Raw genomic sequence first — 15,160 nt, forward strand, 5'->3', positions numbered from 1 at the left:
CGTACGCTTTGAAGTCACCAAACTGTTTGGTGATCGCGGCGGTCAGCGTGGTTTTGCCGTGGTCAACGTGACCAATGGTGCCGATGTTGCAGTGCGGTTTACTGCGCTCAAACTTTTCCTTAGCCATGATGGCCTCCTTGATGTTGAGAAGGGAAGCGGGCAGCCCGCTTCCCAAATTTCGTTATGCGTATTTCGCTTGGATCTCGTCGGAGATGTTCTGCGGAACCGGATCGTAGTGGTCGAACTGCATGGTGAACTGGGCACGGCCGGAAGACATCGAACGCAGGTTGTTGATGTAACCGAACATGTTGGCCAGAGGCACAAATGCGTCGATCGCCACGGCGTTGCCGCGAGGCTCCTGACCGGACACCTGACCACGACGGGAGGTGAGGTCACCAATGATGCCACCGGTGTATTCTTCCGGAGTGATCACTTCCACTTTCATGATCGGCTCAAGCAGTTTCGCGCCGGCCAGTTTCATGCCTTCACGCATTGCCATACGAGCTGCGATTTCAAAGGCCAGAACGCTGGAGTCCACGTCGTGGAACTTACCGTCGATCAGAGCAACCTTGAAGTCAATCACAGGGAAGCCAGCCAGAGGACCGGAGTCCATGACGGACTGAATGCCCTTTTCAACACCCGGGATGTATTCCTTCGGAACAGCACCACCAACGATGCGGCTTTCGAAAGAGTAGCCCTCACCCGCTTCAGTCGGCATGATTTCCATTTTGACTTCAGCGTACTGACCGGAACCACCGGACTGTTTCTTGTGGGTGTAGGTGTGCTCGATCGCCTTGGAGATCGTTTCACGGTATGCCACCTGCGGCGCACCGATGTTGGCCTCAACCTTGAACTCACGCTTCAGACGATCCACGAGGATGTCCAGATGAAGTTCGCCCATGCCCTTCATGATGGTCTGACCGGACTCGATGTCGGTCTCAACACGGAAGGATGGGTCTTCGGCTGCCAGACGCTGCAGACCCTGAGACATTTTCTCTTGGTCAGCTTTGGTCTTTGGCTCAACAGCGATTTCGATCACCGGATCCGGGAAGGTCATGGTTTCCAGAACCACCGGATCGTTGGTCGCGCAGAGCGTGTCACCGGTTGTGGTGTCTTTCAGACCCGCCAGAGCGATGATGTCACCTGCGAATGCTTCGGTGATTTCTTCGCGGTTGTTGGAGTGCATCATCATCATACGACCGATGCGCTCTTTCTTACCTTTGGTGGAGTTGAGGAGCGTGTCGCCCTTGTTCAACTGACCGGAGTAGATCCGGGTAAAGGTCAGGGAGCCAACAAACGGGTCGTTCATGATTTTGAACGCCAGGCCGGAGAACGCCATGTCGTCGTCTGCACGACGCGCGATGTTACGCTCTTCGGTTTCGTCACCCGGTGCGAAGCCCATGTAATCAACAACGTCCAGTGGGGACGGCAGGTAGTCGATCACAGCGTTAAGCAGAGGCTGAACACCTTTGTTCTTGAACGCAGAACCGCCCAGAACCGGAACGAAAGACAGAGACAGAGTGCCTTTGCGCAGCAGTTTGCGCAGGGTTGGCACGTCAGGCTCTTCGCCTTCCAGATAGGCTTCCATCGCGTCGTCGTCTTGCTCGACGGCGTTCTCGATCATCTTGCCGCGCCATTCGTCGGCCAGATCTTTGAGTTCGTCGCGAATAGGTGCCTTGATCCAGGACGCGCCCAGATCTTCACCCTGCCACAGCCACTCTTCCATGGTGACCAGGTCAACCAGGCCTTCCAGCTCGGTTTCTGCACCGATTGGGAACGCGATTGGAACAGCGGTTGCACCGGTGCGGTCTTCAATCATGCTCACACAGTTGAAGAAGTCAGCGCCGATTTTGTCCATCTTGTTGACGAACACCATACGCGGAACCTTGTAGCGGTCAGCCTGACGCCACACGGTTTCGGTCTGAGGTTCAACACCAGCGTTGGCGTCCAGAACACAGACGGCACCGTCGAGAACCGCCAGAGAACGTTCAACTTCGATGGTGAAGTCAACGTGGCCTGGGGTGTCGATGATGTTCAGACGGTGCTTTGGAGTATCAGCGGATTTGCCATCTTCGGTGCGCTCCCAGAAAGTGGTCGTCGCAGCGGAGGTGATGGTGATACCACGTTCCTGCTCCTGCTCCATCCAGTCCATGGTGGCTGCACCGTCGTGCACCTCACCGATGTTGTGGGATTTGCCGGTGTAATACAGGATGCGCTCGGAACAGGTGGTTTTACCTGCGTCGATGTGCGCCATGATACCGAAGTTACGGTAATGTTCGAGCGTATATTCGCGTGCCATTGGTCTAATGTCCTCTGGGCTTTACCAACGATAATGGCTGAAGGCTTTGTTAGCTTCTGCCATCTTGTGAGTGTCTTCGCGCTTCTTAACGGCGGTACCGCGGGAGTTCACGGCATCCAGAAGTTCACCGGCCAGGCGTTCTTCCATGGTGTTTTCGTTGCGGCCACGCGCAGCACCAATCAGCCAACGGATGGCCAGGGCTTCGCGGCGCTCAGGGCGCACTTCGACCGGAACCTGATAGGTGGCACCACCCACACGGCGGGAGCGAACCTCAACCGATGGTTTGATGTTGTCGAGTGCTTCGTGGAACACTTCAACAGGGGCGCGCTTCACCTTGTTTTCAACGCGGTCCAGCGCGTTGTAAACGATCTTTTCGGCAACAGATTTCTTGCCGTCGATCATCAGGTTGTTCATGAATTTGCTCAGGACCTTGTCGCCAAATTTGGCGTCAGGCAGAATCTCGCGTTTTTCGGCGGCGTGACGACGTGACATATCAGCCTCTCCTTCTTACTTAGGACGCTTCGCGCCGTACTTCGAACGACGTTGCTTACGGTCTTTGACGCCTTGGGTATCCAGAACACCACGCAGGATGTGATAACGGACACCCGGAAGGTCTTTTACACGGCCGCCACGGATCAGAACCACGGAGTGTTCCTGAAGGTTGTGGCTTTCACCTGGGATGTAAGAGATCACTTCGTAACCGTTGGTCAGGCGCACCTTCGCAACTTTACGCATAGCGGAGTTCGGTTTCTTAGGCGTGGTGGTGTACACACGTGTACATACGCCGCGCTTCTGAGGGCACTGCTCCAGGTGCTGTGACTTGGAGCGCTTGATTTTAGGCTGACGCGGTTTGCGGATCAGCTGCTGAATCGTTGGCATAGGGTCTCTTTCCTATTGCTTCCATTATGCGCGGGGCGAGCCCCACACGGTTTTCGTTTTTTCTGCACATGATGTTGCCACATGCGCAAAAACCGCATTCGTTCCCATTCCGAGGCGAACGACGCGGTGGAGTCTCAGAGGTTGCGGCCTTCAAAGTAGACCGGAACTTGACCACTACAGGTATGAAACGGCGTTGGGCACACTGCTCCCATTGCCGGATGAGCGCGCGTATATTGGGAGTCGGAGCACTTGTCAACAGCTGCCCCCTGTTGCGCTGGCCCGCCGCTGCTGCCAAGGTGCGGCCAGCAGGAAATAAGGCGCGTAAGATGCACAGCAAAGACATGCAGGTGATTGGCCTGTGCCGGTTTTCATACCCGGCTTTGGGCGGGTTTCAAGTGGAACATGAGAGCATCGAGGACCGCATTGCCTTTCTCTATCAGAAGCACCGGCTGGAGGAGCGCTTCAAGCTGTTTGAGGCCATCGCCCTGCCCTGTCTGCGGGAACAGACTGATCAGAATTTTGAACTGATCGTGGTGATCGGTGACAGCCTGCCCAAACACCACAAAGAGCGGCTGCATGACATCACCGCCGACCTGCCGCAGGTCCGTATTGAGGCCCATCCGCCCAAGCCGCACCGCCCGCTGATGAAGGAGATCATCAACCGCGCGCGCAAGGACATGAAAGCGCCCTGCCTGCAGTTCCGCCATGACGATGATGACGCCATCTCGGTGGATTTCTTTGAACGGCTGCGCGCAGCGGTGGACGATGTGCCGGGGCTGTTGCGCGACAATGCCACCGTGGCCTTTGACTGGAACCGGGGCTACATCGCAGAGATGAGCGCGGCAGGCATTGCCGCCACCGACACGGTGCGCAACCTCTATGTGGCCGCGCTTGGCATGTATGTGCGCGGCGGTGTCTCCCACACCATCATGAACTTTCGCCACGGCATCATGAACCAGCATATGCCCGCGGTCTCTTTCACCGACGCGCCCATGTGGCTGCGCACCCACAACGGCTATAACGACAGCCGCCAGAAGAAGGTGAAACCGGTGCCGGTGGAACCGCTCTGCGCCGCGCAGGAGGAAGAATACCGGCTGCGCTTTGCGGTGGATGCGGATCAGGTGCGTGCGCTTTTTGCCTGAGCAAGGCGCCGCCCGCGGATCAAGGTGAAGACCCCGGCGGCCACCACAATCGCGGCCCCGGTCAGGGTGATCGGATCAGGCCAGTCGCCAAAGACCACATAGCCCAGCATCAGCGCCCACAGCAGGCTGCTGTAGCGGAAGGGCGCGATAAAGCTGATCTCGCCCACGCGCATCACCAGCACCGAAAACAGATAACCGCCCAGAATGAACACCGCCGCCCCGGTGAGCAGCATCCACTGGCGCAGGTCCATCGCCACCCACTCAGAGCCAAGGCTCGCCACCCCGGCAAAGAGCATCACTCCCAGCGAGGCCACAAGGGTCACGGTCAATGAGGGCACATCAGAGGACATCTTGCGTGTCGCCAGATCGCGTAGGGTGACAAACCCCACCGCCACCAGCGCATAAAGCGCGTATTGATCAAAGCCATCCGGCCCGGGGCGCACAATCAGCAGCATGCCGCAAAAGCCGGCGGCGATGGCCGAGGCCCGCCGCCACCCCACCGCTTCGCCAAAAAACAGCGCCCCGCCAAGGGTCACGGTCAATGGCAGGATCTGCAAAACCGCCGTCACATTGGCAATCGGCATGTGATAAAGCGCCGTGATAAAGAAATAGGCCGCGCCGATTTCAGAGACCGTGCGCAGCGCCACCAGCCCCCAGTCATGGCGTGACAGCTGCCAGCGCAGTTTGCCAAGGGATTTGGCCAGCAGATAAATAAGCGCACTGGCAACCACACCGCGCAGAAACAACATCTGAAACAGCGGCACATCCGGCCCCAGCGACTTCACCATGGTGTCGTTGAACGTAAAGGCCGCCATGGAGCACATCATCAGAAGCGCGCCCTTGGTGTTGTCTGACATCGCCATGGACCGCCCTCCCCGATTAGCAACCGCGCGACGTTAGGGCCGAGCGCGGGATTTGCCAACCCCGGGTTTCCTCTTGCCCCAAATATCCTCGCCGAAGGCAAAAGGGCCCCCGGCTTGATGCCGGGGGCCCTTTTTAATCATCATTCAGTCTGAGAGGTCTCAGTCGAAGTCGCGGCTTTCCGGTGTTTCCACCAGACCGCTGTCAAACACGTCCTCGGCGGTCACATCATCGGTTGGCGCGGCCAGACGTGCGGCGGCTTCTGCCTCCTCACGGCGGGCTTCGATCACCACATTGTCGCGCTCAGACGCGATGCGGCGCACCTTCTGAGTGGCCCCACCGGTACCGGCCGGGATCAGACGACCCACGATGACGTTCTCTTTCAGGCCGACCAGCTTGTCTTTCTTACCTTGGACAGAAGCCTCGGTGAGAACACGGGTGGTCTCCTGGAACGATGCCGCGGAGATGAAGGAACGGGTCTGCAGCGACGCTTTGGTGATACCCAGCAGGATCGGCTCACCCTGAGCAGGACGACGGCCTTCGGCCAGTGCCTTCTCATTGGCGGCGTCAAACTCGGCCTTCTCAACGTGCTCGCCTTTGAGCAGGGTGGTTTCACCAGAGTCCTGGATCTCCCACTTCTGCAGCATTTGGCGCACAATCACCTCGATGTGCTTGTCGTTGATCTTCACACCCTGCAGTCGATACACGTCCTGCACTTCGTCGATCATGTAGTCCGCCAGCGCTTCAACACCCATGATGGAGAGGATGTCGTGCGGTGCCGGGTTACCGTCCATGATGTAGTCACCCTTCTGCACGAAGTCGCCTTCTTGCACAGGGATGTGTTTGCCCTTGGGCACCATGTATTCCACGGTTTCCTGGCCTTCATCAGACGGCTCGATCGCGATGCGGCGCTTGTTCTTGTAGTCGCGGCCAAAGCGCACGTAACCATCGATTTCCGCGATGATTGCGTGGTCTTTCGGACGACGCGCTTCAAAGAGCTCGGCCACACGTGGCAGACCACCGGTGATGTCCTTGGTCTTGGCGCCTTCACGCGGAATACGCGCGACAACGTCACCGGCCTGAACGTCCTGGCCGTCTTCGACAGACAGGATGGCGTCCACGGACATCGGGTAGTGTACCGGGTTGCCAGCATCGTTGCGCACAGGTTCACCATCCGCGTCCACAAGGATCACTTCCGGCTTGAGCTCGTTGCCCTTCGGTGCGGCGCGCCAGTCAGACACGATCTTCTGGGTCATACCGGTTGCGTCATCGGTTTCGTCACGCACCGACAGGCCGGTGATGAGGTCAACGAACTTCGCCTTACCATCCTTCTCCGCGAGGATCGGGAGGGTGTATGGATCCCATTCAAACAGCTTCTCGCCGCGGGCGATGACCTGACCGTCCTTGACGAACAGCTTGGAGCCGTAACCCACTTTGTGGTTTGCGCGCTCGTCGCCGTCTTCGCCCTGAATGATCAGCTTCATGTTGCGGCCCATCACCAGAGCTTCGCCGTTGGCGTTCTCAAGGATGTTGGCGTTTTCAAAGACGATCGTGCCTTCTTGGCTCGCTTCGAGGAACGACTGCTGACCACCCTGCGCAACACCGCCGATGTGGAAGGTCCGCATCGTAAGCTGTGTACCAGGTTCACCAATCGACTGCGCCGCGATGATGCCAACGGCCTCACCGGTGTTGACCATGGTGCCGCGTGCGAGGTCACGGCCATAACACATGGCACAGACACCCTCTTCGGCCTCACAGGTCAGCGGGCTGCGGATGCGGGCGTTCTGAACACCTGCTTCGTCGATGGCGTCCGCCATACGTTCGTCGATCAGCTGACCATGGGCCACCAGCACTTCATCGCTGCCCGGCTTCATGATGTCCTCAGCCGCAACACGGCCCAGAACACGCTCTGCCAGCGAAGAGACAACCTCACCGTCGTTCACAGCCGCTTCGGCGTTGATCGCAGCGTCAGTGCCACAGTCGTGCATACGCACGATGCAGTCCTGCGCAACGTCCACCAGACGACGGGTCAGGTAACCCGAGTTCGCCGTCTTAAGCGCCGTATCAGACAGACCCTTACGGGCACCGTGGGTGGAGTTGAAGTACTCCAGAACGGTCAGGCCTTCTTTAAAGTTCGAGATAATCGGGGTCTCGATAATGTCGCCGTTCGGCTTCGCCATCAGGCCGCGCATCCCGCCCAGCTGCTTCATCTGCGTGACCGAGCCACGCGCACCGGAGTGCGCCATCATGTAAACGGAGTTTGGTTCCGCTTCGGCCCCGTTCTCGTCAGTCTGACCCGCCGAGATGGTGTTCATCATCGCGTCGGTGACTTTGTCGTTACACTTTGACCACGCATCGACAACTTTGTTGTACTTTTCGCCCTGAGTGATCAGGCCGTCCATGTACTGCTGTTCGAAGTCTTTCACCTGATCACGGGTGTCATCCACGATGGTCCACTTGTTGTCGGGGATCACCATGTCGTCTTTACCAAACGAGATACCCGCCTTGAACGCTTCACGGAAGCCCATGGTCATGATCTGGTCACAGAAGATGACGGACTCTTTCTGACCGCAGTAGCGATAGACGGTGTCAATCACGTTCTGCACGTCTTTCTTACGCAGAAGCTTGTTCACCAGCTCAAACGGCGCCTTGTTGTTCTGCGGCAGAAGCGCACCCAGACGCACACGGCCCGGGGTGGTTTCAAAACGCTCAACAACTTCCAGACCGTTCTCGTCAATCTGCGGGATACGGGCGTGGATCTTGGCGTGCAGGTGTACCGCACCGGAATCCAGCGCGTATTGCACTTCCTCGATGGAGGAGAAGACCATGCCTTCACCCTTCATGCCTTCACGCATGATGGTGGTGTAGTAGAGGCCCAAGATCATATCCTGAGAAGGCACGATGATCGGTGCGCCGTTGGCCGGCGACAGAACGTTGTTCGTGGACATCATCAGAACACGGGCTTCCAGCTGGGCTTCCAGCGAGAGCGGCACGTGAACAGCCATCTGGTCCCCGTCAAAGTCCGCGTTAAACGCAGAACAGACGAGCGGGTGCAGCTGGATGGCCTTACCTTCGATCAGAACCGGCTCAAACGCCTGGATGCCAAGACGGTGCAGCGTTGGCGCACGGTTCAGCATGACAGGGTGTTCGCGGATCACCTCATCCAGAATATCCCAAACTTCGGGACGCTCTTTTTCCACCAGTTTCTTGGCCTGTTTCACAGTGGAGGACAGACCTTTGGCTTCCAGACGGGAATAGATGAACGGCTTGAACAGCTCGAGCGCCATCTTCTTGGGAAGACCACATTGATGCAGCTTGAGTTCCGGACCGGTCACAATCACCGAACGGCCAGAGAAGTCGACGCGCTTACCCAAAAGGTTCTGACGGAAACGACCCTGCTTACCTTTCAGCATGTCAGAGAGCGATTTCAGCGGACGCTTGTTGGCGCCGGTGATCACGCGGCCACGGCGGCCGTTGTCAAACAGCGCATCCACGGATTCCTGCAGCATACGCTTTTCGTTACGCACGATGATGTCAGGCGCACGCAGTTCGATCAGACGCTTCAGACGGTTGTTCCGGTTGATCACACGACGATAGAGGTCGTTGAGGTCAGAGGTCGCAAAGCGGCCACCGTCCAGCGGCACCAGCGGGCGCAGCTCTGGCGGGATCACAGGGATCACGGTCAGGATCATCCACTCCGGACGGTTCCCGGACTCGATGAAGCTCTCAACCACTTTCAGACGCTTGATGATCTTCTTGGGCTTCAGCTCACCGGTGGCTTCGGCCAGATCAGCGCGCAGCTGGTCGGCTTCGGCTTCCAGATCGATCTGCGCCAGCATCTCACGGATCGCTTCAGCACCGATGTTGGCGGTGAAAGCGTCCATGCCGTATGCGTCCTGCGCATCCATGTACTCTTCTTCGGTCAGCATCTGGCCGTATTGCAGGTCGGTCAGACCCGGCTCGATGACAACGTAGTTTTCAAAGTACAGCACACGTTCCAGATCACGCAGGGTCATGTCCAGCATCAGGCCGATGCGGGATGGCAGCGATTTCAGGAACCAGATGTGTGCCACTGGCGCGGCCAGCTCGATGTGGCCCATACGCTCACGGCGCACTTTCTGAAGGGTAACTTCAACACCACATTTCTCGCAGACAACGCCGCGATACTTCATGCGCTTATATTTGCCGCAGAGACATTCGTAGTCTTTGATCGGGCCAAAGATACGCGCACAGAACAGACCGTCACGCTCTGGCTTGAACGTACGGTAGTTGATGGTTTCTGGCTTTTTGATCTCACCGTAGGACCACGACAGGATCCGCTCTGGAGACGCGAGAGACACTTTGATCTCGTCAAACGCCTTTTGCGGGGTCAGCGGGTTGAACGGATTGTTCGTCAATTCTTGGTTCATTTTGGTACCTCAAAGGTTAGAGGGTGCAGAGGGGACGGTGCGCAGAAACTGCGCACCCTACGTAGGGTGTGCCCTGAGGGCGCACCGTTACTCATCCACCTCCGTATCCAAGAGTTCCATATTCAGGCCGAGGCCACGGACTTCCTTGACCAGAACGTTAAACGATTCTGGGACGCCCGCTTCAAAGTTGTCCTCGCCCTTGACGATGCTTTCGTAGACCTTGGTCCGGCCTGCCACGTCATCCGACTTAACCGTGAGCATTTCCTGCAGGGTGTAGGCGGCGCCGTAAGCTTCCAGAGCCCAGACCTCCATCTCCCCGAAGCGCTGACCACCAAACTGTGCCTTACCACCCAGCGGCTGCTGTGTGACGAGGGAGTATGGGCCAGTGGAACGCGCGTGGATTTTGTCGTCCACCAGGTGGTGCAGTTTCAGCAGGTACTTGATACCCACGGTCACCGGACGCGCAAACTGTTCACCGGTACGACCGTCAAACAGGATGGACTGACCGCTTTCAGAGAAGCCAGCACGCACCAGAGCGTCGTTCACGTCACCTTCTTTGGCGCCGTCAAAGACCGGGGTCGCGATTGGAACACCACGGGTCACATTGCCCGCCGCTTCCAGAAGCTGACCTTCGTCCATGCCAGCGATGCCTTCTTCATAGACATCTTCGCCATAGGCCAGGCGCATCATTTCGCGAACCGGTGTCAGGTCGCCGGAGCGGCGGTATTCCTGCACCGCGTCGTCGATCTTCAGACCAAGGCCACGTGCGGCCCAACCCATGTGGGTTTCAAGGATCTGACCAACGTTCATACGCGAAGGCACACCCAGTGGGTTCAGACAGAAGTCAACCGGCGTACCATCTGCGAGGAACGGCATGTCTTCCATAGGCACAACCTTGGAAATAACACCTTTGTTCCCGTGACGACCGGCCATCTTATCGCCCGGCTGAAGCTTACGCTTCACAGCGATGAAGACTTTGACCATCTTCATCACACCCGGTGGCAGATCGTCGCCACGACGGACTTTCTCGACCTTGTCCTCAAAGCGGTGCTCAAGCGCACGCTTCTGGATCTCATACTGCTCGTTCAGAGCCTCAACGATCTGTGCGTCGGCTTCATCTTCGAGAGCCAGCTGCCACCACTGACCACGGCTCAGGCTTGCCAGCAGTTCCTCGGTGATTTCCGAGTTTGCCTTCACGCCACGTGGGCCTTTGACAGCCACTTTGCCGAGGATCATGTCTTTCAGACGGGCATAGATGTTACGATCCAGGATCGCGAGTTCGTCGTCACGGTCACGTGCCAGACGCTCGATCTCTTCACGTTCGATCTGCAGCGCACGCTCGTCTTTTTCCACACCATGGCGGTTGAAGACGCGCACTTCCACAACAGTACCGAAGTCACCCGGCTTCACGCGCAGCGAGGTGTCACGCACGTCAGAAGCTTTCTCACCGAAGATGGCACGCAGAAGCTTTTCTTCCGGGGTCATCGGGCTTTCGCCCTTCGGTGTGATCTTACCAACGAGAATGTCGCCCGGCTCAACGTCCGCACCGATGTAAACGATGCCGGCCTCATCGAGGTTGCGCAGCGCTTCTTCACCGACGTTCGGAATGTCGCGGGTGATCTCTTCTGGGCCAAGCTTGGTGTCACGTGCGGCGACTTCGAATTCTTCGATGTGAACCGAAGTAAACACGTCGTCACGCGCGATGCGCTCGGAGATCAGGATGGAGTCTTCGTAGTTGTAGCCGTTCCAAGGCATAAAGGCGACGACCACGTTTTTACCAAGCGCCAGTTCACCGATATCGGTGGACGGACCGTCAGCAATCACCTCGCCCTTCGCAACCGTATCGCCCACTTTCACCAGCGGACGCTGGTTGATGCAGGTGTTCTGGTTGGAGCGCTGGAACTTGCGCAGACGGTAGATGTCCACGCCCGCGTCGCCCAGCTCCAGATCGGAGGTGGCACGGATCACGATACGCTGTGCATCCACTTGGTCGATGATACCCGCACGCTTAGCCTGAATGGCCGCGCCGGAGTCGATCGCCACTTTTTCCTCGATACCGGTACCCACCAGCGGTGCCTCAGCACGCAGTAGCGGAACCGCCTGACGTTGCATGTTCGAGCCCATCAGAGCGCGGTTGGCGTCGTCGTTTTCAAGGAACGGAATGAGCGAGGCCGCCACAGACACCAGCTGTTTCGGGCTCACGTCGATCAGGTCGACGTTTTCCGAAGCTGCCAGCGTATATTCGCCAGCCTGACGGGTGTTGACGAATTCGTTCACGAATTTGCCGTTTTCATCCAGCGCCGCGTTTGCCTGAGCAACGGTGTGACGCTGCTCTTCGGTTGCGGACATGTAGCTCACATCGTCGGAGACCACACCGTTCTCAACCTTGCGGTAAGGCGTTTCGATGAAACCGTATTTGTTCACGCGGGCAAAGGTTGCCAGCGAGTTGATCAGACCAATGTTTGGACCTTCCGGCGTTTCAATCGGGCACATACGACCGTAGTGGGTCGCGTGCACGTCGCGCACCTCAAAGCCCGCACGTTCACGGGTCAGACCGCCTGGGCCCAACGCGGAGAGACGACGCTTGTGGGTCACCTCGGACAGCGGGTTGGTTTGGTCCATGAACTGCGACAGCTGCGAGGAGCCGAAGAATTCACGCACAGCCGCTGCGGCCGGTTTGGCGTTGATCAGGTCTTGCGGCATCACAGTGTCGATCTCAACAGAGCTCATACGCTCTTTGATCGCACGTTCCATGCGCAGCAGGCCAACGCGGTACTGGTTTTCCATCAGCTCGCCAACGGAACGCACACGACGGTTGCCGAGGTGGTCGATGTCGTCCACGTCGCCTTTGCCGTCACGCAGCTCAACCAGCGCCTTGATGCAGGAAATGATGTCTTGCTTGCGCAGGGTGCGCTGGGTGTCTTCTGCATCCAGAGCAAGGCGCATGTTCATCTTCACACGGCCAACCGCGGAGAGGTCATAACGCTCTGAATCAAAGAACAGGGTGTCAAACAGCGCGCTTGCCGCTTCAACGGTGGGTGGCTCACCCGGACGCATCACACGGTAGATGTCCATAAGCGCGGTGTCGCGGCTCATGTTCTTGTCTGCCGCCATGGTGTTGCGCATGTATGGACCGACATTGACGTTGTCGATGTCCAGCACCGGAATGTCGGTGAAGCCAGCGTCGATCAGGTCTTTCAGGGACCCGCCGATCAGATCGCCGTCTTTGTCATATTCCAGCGTCAGCTCATCGCCGGCTTCGACGTAGATTGCACCGGTTTCTTCGTTGATGATGTCTTCAGCAACGAATTTGCCCACAATGTGGTCAAACGGCACGAGCAGCTCGGTGATGGTGCCTTCGTCGATGATCTTCTTGACCGCACGCGGGGTGACTTTCTTGCCTGCTTCACAGATCACTTCGCCGGTTGCGGCGTCGATCAGATCCATCACAGGGCGGGTGCCACGCACACGCTCAGGGAAGAACTTGGTGACCCAACCTTTGTTCTTCTCCAGCTTGAAGTTCACCGTGTCATAATAGGCATCCATGATGCCTTCCTGGTCCAGACCCAGCGCATACAGCAGGGTGGTCACAGGCAGCTTACGGCGGCGGTCGATACGGGCGTAGACGATGTCTTTGGCGTCAAACTCAAAGTCCAGCCAGCTGCCGCGGTAGGGAATGATGCGGCAGGCAAACAGCAGTTTGCCGGAGGAGTGGGTTTTGCCTTTGTCGTGATCAAAGAACACACCAGGGGAGCGGTGCATCTGAGACACAATCACGCGCTCGGTGCCGTTCACCACAAAGGTGCCGTTCTGGGTCATCAGAGGCATGTCGCCCATGAAGACGTCTTGTTCTTTGATGTCTTTGACGGATTTCGCGCCGGTATCTTCGTCGATATCAAACACGATCAGACGCAGAGTGACCTTCAGCGGCGCGCTGTAGGTCATGTCACGCTGCTGACATTCCTCAACATCGTACTTCGGCTTTTCCAGCTCGTAGTTCACGAATTCCAGAATGCTGGTTTCGTTGAAATCTTTGATCGGGAATACCGACTGAAACACGCCCATGATGCCTTCGCCAGCGGTTGGCTGCGGTGCATCACCGGATTTCAGGAAAAGATCATATGAGGATTTCTGAACCTCGATCAGGTTCGGCATCTCCAGCACTTCGCGGATCTTGCCGTAATATTTGCGCAAACGTTTCTGGCCAAGAAAGCTTTGAGCCATGACTATCGTCACCTTTCATTTCTCACCGAACGCAAGTGCCGTCGGGTCCCCGGCACCACGCCCATACGAGACGGTCAAGATCTGGACAATTCCCGGCCCCCGTCCCAAAGGGAGCCTCCCGTTCCAAACCCTGCCTTGGAAAACCTCTCATGTGCGCCTAGATCGCACCCCGAGAGGCTTACCAAGCCGGGGCTATTCGTCGATTTTTAAGGTCCGTGTAGTAACTTCCGTCAGTCTGATCTGATCGCGGGGTTTGCCGCCCCTATGCCCTGCCCTAGCTGTTTATTCGCCATTCTGTCCGCGCCACTCCGGCCACAACGTGTCCGCATAGGGCAAAAGCGGCCCCGAATCGCTCGAAACCGCAAGAGACTACCGAATAGTGAATCGCCCGTGCCTTTGCAACCCCTCAGGGCTTGACATTTGGACAAAGGCCTCCGCCCGACCTGAGCGCCGCGCCCGAGACCGGGCGCGACACCCTATGGGGTCGCTGCGTAGCTTGGCTCCAAATCCCGCGTCACACCATTGCGATGATGCGGGCCGGCCCGCCGGTGCCACCGGCAAACTTCGGCGCGCCGATAAAGACGGTAGCGCCCGAGGCTGGCAGCTTGTCCAGATTGGCCATGTTCTCGATGCCAAACCGATTTGACGGCAGCCAAGCGTAATGGGTGGCAAAATCAGCTGAATTGCCCGGATCCAGCGACAGGGTGTCCACCGCCAGCGAGGCCGCGCCGGTCTCCTCCATCAGCATCTGCGCCGCCTCAACATGAAAGCCCGGATAGTGCTGGGCCTGACCGTCAAAATTGCGAAATTTCTCCGTGGTCACATGTGCGCCCCAGCCCGAATGCATCGCCACGCAGGCCCCGTCCGGAATGTCCCCATGGGCGGAGATCCAGGCCTTCAGATCATCCGGCGTCACCGTGGTGTCCGCATCCTCCGCCGCGCGCGCGGCGATATCCACCACACAGATCGGCGCGATCAGATTTTCCACGGGGATTTCGTCCACCGAATTGCCATCCGCAGAAAAATGCAGCGGTGCGTCGATATGGGTGCCGGTGTGCTCGTTGATCGTGAGGTTCAGCAGGTTGAAGCCATCTTTGGCAAACTTGAAGACCTGCTCCGCCGCAAAGCCCGGCTCCCCGCCCCAAGTGGGAAACTCCGATGACAGGCTGTAGGTCAAATCCGTGATGCCCCCGTGATTATGCGCCCGCACCGGGGTTGCGCTGGCCGCCCCGACGGCGGCAACCGCCCCTGCTGCCGCGCCCGCGCGGAAGAACTCCCGCCGCGACAGCATTTTGTCTTTGACCGCATTGATCACACATATATCGCACATTCCGCCGCTCCTTTTT

Annotated in this window: 9 protein-coding genes; 1 reads left to right on the forward strand and 8 read right to left on the reverse strand. The window is 57.9% G+C overall.

The window, feature by feature from the left end; all coding sequences use genetic code 11:
- The 4 genes from J7399_RS15380 to rpsL form a co-directional block, all read right to left on the reverse strand.
- Positions 1-127 (reverse strand): GTP-binding protein (locus J7399_RS15380; protein WP_229802302.1); only part of this gene is annotated, 127 nt, incomplete at its 3' end.
- A gap of 54 nt (positions 128-181) precedes the next feature.
- A complete protein-coding gene (gene fusA / locus J7399_RS15385; RefSeq protein WP_209087347.1) occupies positions 182-2,299 on the reverse strand; it encodes an elongation factor G in 2,118 nt (705 codons plus the stop codon).
- A gap of 21 nt (positions 2,300-2,320) precedes the next feature.
- Positions 2,321-2,791, reverse strand: a complete 471-nt coding sequence (rpsG, locus tag J7399_RS15390; RefSeq protein ID WP_132861092.1) for a 30S ribosomal protein S7 — start codon at positions 2,789-2,791, stop codon at positions 2,321-2,323.
- Positions 2,792-2,806: 15 nt separating this feature from the next.
- Positions 2,807-3,178: a 30S ribosomal protein S12 gene (gene rpsL / locus J7399_RS15395; protein ID WP_054000841.1), complete on the reverse strand. Its 372-nt coding sequence runs from the start codon at positions 3,176-3,178 to the stop codon at positions 2,807-2,809.
- A 341-nt stretch (positions 3,179-3,519) separates the two neighbouring features.
- On the opposite strand from rpsL, the gene J7399_RS15400 reads away from it, so the two are divergent.
- Positions 3,520-4,320 (forward strand): putative rhamnosyl transferase, encoded by an 801-nt coding sequence (locus J7399_RS15400; RefSeq protein ID WP_209087980.1) that lies wholly within the window; start codon positions 3,520-3,522, stop codon positions 4,318-4,320.
- Here the strand turns inward: J7399_RS15400 and J7399_RS15405 are convergent.
- The 4 genes from J7399_RS15405 to J7399_RS15420 all read right to left on the reverse strand — a co-directional run bounded on the left by J7399_RS15405 (position 4,296) and on the right by J7399_RS15420 (position 15,144).
- Positions 4,296-5,177: a DMT family transporter gene (locus J7399_RS15405; protein WP_209087982.1), complete on the reverse strand. Its 882-nt coding sequence runs from the start codon at positions 5,175-5,177 to the stop codon at positions 4,296-4,298. The two genes, J7399_RS15400 and J7399_RS15405, sit on opposite strands and share 25 nt — an antisense overlap.
- A gap of 165 nt (positions 5,178-5,342) precedes the next feature.
- Positions 5,343-9,590, reverse strand: coding sequence for a DNA-directed RNA polymerase subunit beta' (gene rpoC, locus J7399_RS15410; protein WP_209087349.1), 4,248 nt, complete (start codon positions 9,588-9,590; stop codon positions 5,343-5,345).
- Between the two features lie 87 nt (positions 9,591-9,677).
- Positions 9,678-13,814 carry a DNA-directed RNA polymerase subunit beta gene (gene rpoB / locus J7399_RS15415; protein ID WP_209087351.1) on the reverse strand — a complete coding sequence of 1,379 codons (4,137 nt, stop codon included), beginning with the start codon at positions 13,812-13,814 and terminating at the stop codon, positions 9,678-9,680.
- Positions 13,815-14,328: 514 nt separating this feature from the next.
- The gene (locus J7399_RS15420; protein ID WP_209087353.1) at positions 14,329-15,144 is read right to left on the reverse strand and encodes a cyclase family protein; all 816 of its coding nucleotides are present in this window, start codon (positions 15,142-15,144) and stop codon (positions 14,329-14,331) included.
- Positions 15,145-15,160 lie beyond the last annotated feature (16 nt).

Origin of the sequence: Shimia sp. R9_1, assembly GCF_017743775.1 — a bacterium.
In the GTDB taxonomy this organism is placed as follows: Bacteria; Pseudomonadota; Alphaproteobacteria; order Rhodobacterales; family Rhodobacteraceae; genus Shimia.